Annotated in this window: 5 protein-coding genes; 3 read left to right on the plus strand and 2 right to left on the minus strand. The window is 39.8% G+C overall.

Annotated elements, in window-relative coordinates:
• Nucleotides 1–125 precede the first annotated feature (125 nt).
• Both G327_RS0113105 and sbcB read right to left on the minus strand, forming a co-directional pair.
• Entirely contained in the window at nt 126–689 is a 564-nt protein-coding gene (locus tag G327_RS0113105; RefSeq protein WP_019615240.1) for a hypothetical protein, read from the minus strand.
• Nucleotides 690–748: 59 nt separating this feature from the next.
• Entirely contained in the window at nt 749–2,209 is a 1,461-nt protein-coding gene (gene sbcB / locus G327_RS0113110) for an exodeoxyribonuclease I (RefSeq protein ID WP_019615241.1), read from the minus strand.
• 456 nt (nt 2,210–2,665) lie between these two features.
• Between sbcB and G327_RS0113115 the strand changes: the two genes are divergently transcribed.
• The 3 genes from G327_RS0113115 (at nt 2,666) to G327_RS0113125 (ending at nt 5,721) form a co-directional block, all read left to right on the plus strand.
• On the plus strand, nt 2,666–3,058 hold the full coding sequence (locus G327_RS0113115; RefSeq protein ID WP_083938508.1) for a tyrosine-type recombinase/integrase: 393 nt from the start codon (nt 2,666–2,668) through the stop codon (nt 3,056–3,058).
• A gap of 428 nt (nt 3,059–3,486) precedes the next feature.
• Nucleotides 3,487–4,272: a hypothetical protein gene (locus tag G327_RS0113120; protein ID WP_157601114.1), complete on the plus strand. Its 786-nt coding sequence runs from the start codon at nt 3,487–3,489 to the stop codon at nt 4,270–4,272.
• A 114-nt stretch (nt 4,273–4,386) separates the two neighbouring features.
• Nucleotides 4,387–5,721 (plus strand): KAP family P-loop NTPase fold protein, encoded by a 1,335-nt coding sequence (locus G327_RS0113125; protein ID WP_019615244.1) that lies wholly within the window; start codon nt 4,387–4,389, stop codon nt 5,719–5,721.
• Nucleotides 5,722–6,098: the final 377 nt, after the last annotated feature.

Here is a 6,098-nt window from a genome sequence, read left to right on the forward strand (position 1 = left end):
CGAAGATAATCGGCCGAAATGTCATCATGTGCACCTTAGCTGACGGCTGATAAATGCATTTTGACTGTTAACGGCAATAAGGAGGGGGAATAATTCTGCAGCCTTAAGCAGACTGCAGTAGGTGGTTAGAATTTTGATTCAAAGCCGATTAACGCCTTACTATTTCCATAACCCGGGATCTCCTCATTGGAGATAATAATTTTAATTTTACCGGTCGGGCTGGTATTAAAACTAAACCCTGCACCAAATCCTATATCTGTATCTTTATCATAGAAGTCACTGTGCTGAGTATTAGACATATAGTCAGACATCGCATGATCATCTGACATGTTACTGAGGTAGGCGGTGGACGGATTTGAAAAATTGCTGAAGAATTCCAGCTGGATATTGTCATTATTAGGTGCAATTAACGGTACTGAGATCAGTTCATAATAGGAATTATTTTCAAATGTACTGTTGGTAATGGGAGTGCTTAAAGACAAGGTCTGAGAAAAAGAGGTAAATATCTCGTTCAGATAGTTATAAGTAACTTCTGGTATCTGCGAAACAGAGCTGAAATTAAATTCATCCGCCTCTGCCTGCTGCTTCACAGATTTCTGATATTGCACCTGAAGCAGGTTCGACGGCACATTGACTGCGAAACAACTGCTGGATGTAAGAGCTACGATAGCGATGATTAACTTCAACATGATTTTACCTCCATGTAAAACTGTTGAAAAACACTGTTACAATATAGCCCCATTACCGTTTAATTACTGCTTAAATAATAAAGATAATTGTGAAGTTGCAGGAGCAGATCTAATTTTGCAGGATTACTTTGATGTTCGAGCGCAAGCGCATCAAGTTTTTCACTGTAAGACAAACTATGCTCCAGTAAATAAGCCTGGCACTGCCTTTGCCATTGTTCCTGCTCCTCCATGGTTAAAGACTGCGGTGCATTTCGAGCGCGATAATGCCATAGCAGTGTTTGTAAACGTGCATCTTCGAAATCAAACGTGCTTTTAGTTAACTCATCAAAGCTGCTTTTATGTACTTGATTAATCAGTGCTTTGTCATGACCTGAAAAGAAGCCTCCGGCGTATAACATCTCTTCCGGGGTCTTATTTTCAGTGTTAGACGACTCCTCGGCAAAGACCTGCTGGAGCTTTTCTGCAATCTCTGTATTACGCTTGATAAAGTCTAAAGATAAGCGGCACTGCTGGCGGTCTATACCTAATTCATCTGCCCGAGTTTCAGTTAATGTTTTTGCCGGTGCGACAATAGGGCACTTATTTATGTGGATTAACTTCAGTGCAGGCCGGCTTATACCCTCAGGTAAATCAGCCGTTGGCGTATACATATACTGGCGGATCTCTGCAGCGCTAAGTGAAGCTAAATTAGTTAAGTCTTTATTAAGGTCAACCACGATCACGGCATTTTTATTAAAAGGATGCTCACAGACAGGCAGCACATAGGAAGCACAACCCTGTAATGCCGGAAACATACCGGAAATATGAACAACAGGCGCCATGCTGCCAAGTTTTAACTCATTTAATACGTTATGTTTTTTACGCAGATTAAAGCAGTAGTCATACAGTTTCGGGTGAGTATCTTTAATTAACTTTGCAATAGCAATAGTCGCATAAACATCAGACATCGCGTCATGGGCCTGTGTATGAGCCAGACCGTTTTCTTTGGTTAATAACTCTAAACGAAATGACGGTACATCATTATCATCAACCGGCCAGTTGATGCCTTCCGGGCGTAATGCGTAACAGGTGCGCACCAGATCGATAATGTCCCAGCGTGAGCAGCCGTTTTTCCATTCGCGCTGATAGGGATCCTGAAAGTTTCTATATAAAGTAAAACGCGTCACTTCATCATCGAAACGGATGTTGTTATAACCCACCACACAGGTATCTTTTTGACTGAATGCCTGGTTAATAAGGTCGATAAACTGGTTTTCCGGTACACCATGCTGCAGCGTTTTCTGCGGTGTAATGCCGGTGATTAAACAGGCTTCCGGACTAGGCAGGTAGTCACTGGGTGCACGGCAGAACCATTCATCGGCTTTGGATACGACGTTTAGATCCAGATCAGTACGGATACCGGCAAACTGCGAAGGGCGGTCCGCACCCGGATTAAGTCCGAATGTTTCATAATCGTGCCAGTACAGCGAGGGGCCTTCGTGGGGAGTTTCTAATGCGTCTTTTTGTTCGTTATCTTCCATTACAGGCCTTGTTATTGCTGTATTTGTTTTGAATTATATCGAGAGATTAAGCTAAGTGATGCTTGAGAGCAAGTAATTGAGCTGTATCTTGCTGTGTTGAATGGAGTAATTCACTTGCAGTGTAAGCAAAGCCGTTTTTGTCGGCTTGCGCTTGTTAGCTCTTGGTTTAACTTTCTCCGTTGGGGTTTCGCCCTGTCGGCGACTTTACTTTTCTCTCAACAGCAAGAGAAAAGTAAGCAAAAGAGTGCCGTCCCGAGGCGTTTTTTAATCTTGTAATGCCCAATTCCTTTTTAACGCACCCTCTTTTAATGCACATCCCTGTGCATGCAAAGACTAATAAAATCATCCATGATTTCATTTGCTAAAGGATTTGATCATCACAAGAAAAACGCAAACGGGAATGTAAGACACTAGCCGAACTATTTAGGTTATATAGGCAAAAGGCAAGATGCGATCCTGTTTTTATTTAAAACCCGAAAGGCAATCAGACGGGCACTGTCCTCAAAGGTGATTGAATTAATTAAATCACTGAACTTACCTTATGGCAGTGAACGCGAGTTCTTGATACCCGGTCAGTCGCCTAGAAAGCCATTAACCGCGCATGCGCAGAATCGTTTTGTGCAGCGTTTAAATGACCGTATGAAGCTTGAGCACTTTGTTCCCCATGATTTAAGGCGCACCATTGTTACCCGCTTAAGTGAAAACGGCATTATGCCTCATGTCACCGAAAAAATGCTTGGTCATGAACTCGGTGGAATTATGGCAATTTATAATAAGCACGACTGGCTTGATGAACAGCTGGTTGGTTATGAATTGTATTGGCAGTTGTTAGAAAAAGAACTTTTCTAAATCCCTTCTATATATAGTTATCATTTTGCGAGGTAAGTTTCTTACCTCGCACCTCTTTCTTTATAACCTTGTTATATTTCAATGACCTTGGTGTAATGGGATGTAATATTTTTTATTAGTCATTTCCTATAGTATCCCGAAATTATCCATATGTTTTTAAAGGATATATGGTTTAGATATATTGCTTTTTCCATCGTGACGCATTTGTCGACTCACTTCTCTGTTCTAAATACTCACAAGTCATTGAATTTATTTGGTTTTGTGGCTGTTGTGATGTTGTGGGTCATTAATATATACAACGGAATAATTGCGTCACTGTGACGTATATAAAGCTGTTAGATTTCATGGAGTGCATATTAAAAATTATGAGTGACGGAATAATAGGGAACGCCACATATAAATGTCTCAAGTGTGGTGCTAAACATTACTTGCATGAAGAAGACTTCCATTTTGTGGCTGAATCTGGATCAGAAAGAGAGATGGGGACAGAGGTTCAGCATACCTATGAAGTGGATGAAGAGTGTCATAACTGTGGTAATCGTATTCAGATAAAGTTCGAAGCTTGGGAATACCCTGTTGGCATTCTGAATATGACAAATCAAGATACTTCAGGCGCTGAGATTTTAGAAAGTGACTTCGGTATTCATCACGCCCCACCAGAGGAAGATGAGCTTGAAGATTCTGTTAAGCTCATAAAATCAATAATACTGTTTCGGTTTGATGCTTTCGCTGAGGCGTTTGTTGACCTTTGGGTAAAAAGCTATAAAAAGTCTCCTCAGCCCACTGCAATAATATCTTTCATAGGCTCTTTATTAGCCGTGTTGAGTTTAGGGCTGGCAATATATTCTTCTGAAACGGCTAGAACTGAACGGCTTGAAAGCGTCCAAAGTTACTCAGAACAATTTAACTTACTGAAAAATACTGAACGAAATTTGAATGATTTATCTGCATTCATCACCAGTAAAAAAAGTGAGATAGAAGTAACGAAAAATGTAATCCAAGAACTGGAAACAAAGAAGTCCGAGCTAGAGCCAATTGTTACTGCTAATCAAAAGGTGGTTGATGCTATTTTTCTGCAACAGAAAAAGGAAGTTGAGAAGACGATTTGGACAGAAAGGTGGATCAGTTTTGGCTTTGGTGTACTGGCTTCACTTATAGCGACGATTGTCTGGCACTTTATAGGCAGGTTTAAAAAGGGTCGTCGTGAAAAATAAATCTAACAAGCGCATGTTGTCGGACTGGTTTTCCGCTGCGCTCCAAACCAGCCGCAAATGCGGCGTTATACCACCACGATTTACACGTCAAACATTGCAATGATAAGGATTAACATGAATATAGTAGTGCCAGAAGTTCAGATCTCTGATGATTGTGGTTTTCGGTCGGAGATAGATATATTTAACCGTAAAGATTTTGGAGAAAGGCTTGCCAACCTCGTTGAAAATTCAGGAGGAAACCCTGTGATAGCCTTGGATTCTGGTTGGGGGGAAGGTAAAAGTACATTTATCAAAATGTGGAGAGGTTATCTAGCTAATCACCGCGAACCAGAAATTAAGTCTATCTACTTTGATGCTTTTGAAAACGACTATCAAAAAGACCCATTTTTGACACTAGCCTCTGAAATCTATCAGCTCATATCTGTTGATGACGAAGAAACAAAGACTAAGTTCAAGAATAAGGCAACAAAGGCTGTTAAGTCTCTTACTAGAGGTGCTTTGAAAGTTGCAGTAAAAGTAGGTACGGCAGGCCTTGTCGATGGTAGTGCAGTTGATGTGGCTGAAAAAGAGCTTTCAAATTTGGTTGCTAATCAAGTCGATGATTTGGTTAAAGAAAGGTTTGAACATGCTGAAAAAGACAAGCTAGCATTAAAAGAGTTTAGAGAGTACTTATCAACGTTTGCTAATGAAGCTAATAATGGTAAGCCTATTGTATTCATTATAGATGAACTGGATCGGTGTAAACCAGATTTTGCCTTGGAATTATTGGAGCAAGTTAAACATTTGTTCTCTGTTAAGGGGATAACTTTTCTTTTAGTGACGAATAGAACGCAATTAGAAGAATCGATTAAAGCAAAGTATGGACAGGGTATTGACCCAACTAATTATCTTCATAAATTTATCAATGTTTGGCTATCAATGCCTAGGTCGGCAAGTGAATATAATGATCATGGTTACAAATTCCTTCAATATGCTTTAAAAGCTATGAAAGATGACAACGAAGAGATTGTTAATAATGAAGTTGTTACAGTACTAAACGATATAGTTAAGTTTTATCAACCATCATTTAGGGAAATAGAAAGGGTTCTTTCTTACTTTTCTATTATTAACAATATGGTTGGGAGTACACGCTACTTACCAGACTATCAGTATTTGATAGCCATGGTGTGTTACCTTAAAGCTTGTAAGCCAAATTCGTTGAAGGTTGTGAACGGGAAACTAGATTACATCGCTGTTATTGAGGAAAGTGGACTAAACGAACTTACAGGTGATGGACGATTTTATTCACTAGAACATGTTAAAAATTTAATTCGTTTCGATTTGGGTGATGATGATACAAAGAAAAAAATGTTGGATGAAAGGGAAATTAGGATGGACGGGCATCGTGGCATACCTAAAGACTTAATAATCACAATCAACTCTTGGCTTTCAGAAATCAGCAGTAGTTAAATACACAAATAGCACAAATAGGGTCACCCATTAGTGAGTTCTGGTCAAGCTGGTATGCAAGTTTCCTTGGGTGTTTTTTAACCAAGTATTAAATCGTACATGAACCGCTAATTTGTTGTTTGTTAATACACACCTAAAAATCACAATGTTGGTGTCAATATGCACCAGTCACCCATCTGAATTTAAGCGATGTAGTCATGCAATGTTGTATGGCTACTGCTCTTGGCTTTATAAGCCTCAGTAATTATTTAGTGCCAACGCTAATCCAGTTCTTTGCAGATTTCCCTGCAACTTAACAATTCTATGGTTCGGCTTTATTCAAGCAGTCCAACCCGTTATGGCTTTAACGTTGGGCATATCTTCTTTACAACAAATTA

The sequence above is a fragment of the Psychromonas ossibalaenae ATCC BAA-1528 genome (assembly GCF_000381745.1).
Lineage (GTDB): Bacteria > Pseudomonadota > Gammaproteobacteria > Enterobacterales > Psychromonadaceae > Psychromonas > Psychromonas ossibalaenae.

What these genes read in the sequence shown, in the direction of transcription:
- G327_RS0113125 (WP_019615244.1), top strand. Translation starts at nt 4,387, where the DNA reads ATGAATATAGTAGTGCCAGAAGTTCAGATCTCTGATGATTGTGGTTTT.
- G327_RS0113105 (WP_019615240.1), bottom strand. Translation starts at nt 689, where the DNA reads ATGTTGAAGTTAATCATCGCTATCGTAGCTCTTACATCCAGCAGTTGT.
- sbcB (WP_019615241.1), bottom strand. Translation starts at nt 2,209, where the DNA reads ATGGAAGATAACGAACAAAAAGACGCATTAGAAACTCCCCACGAAGGC.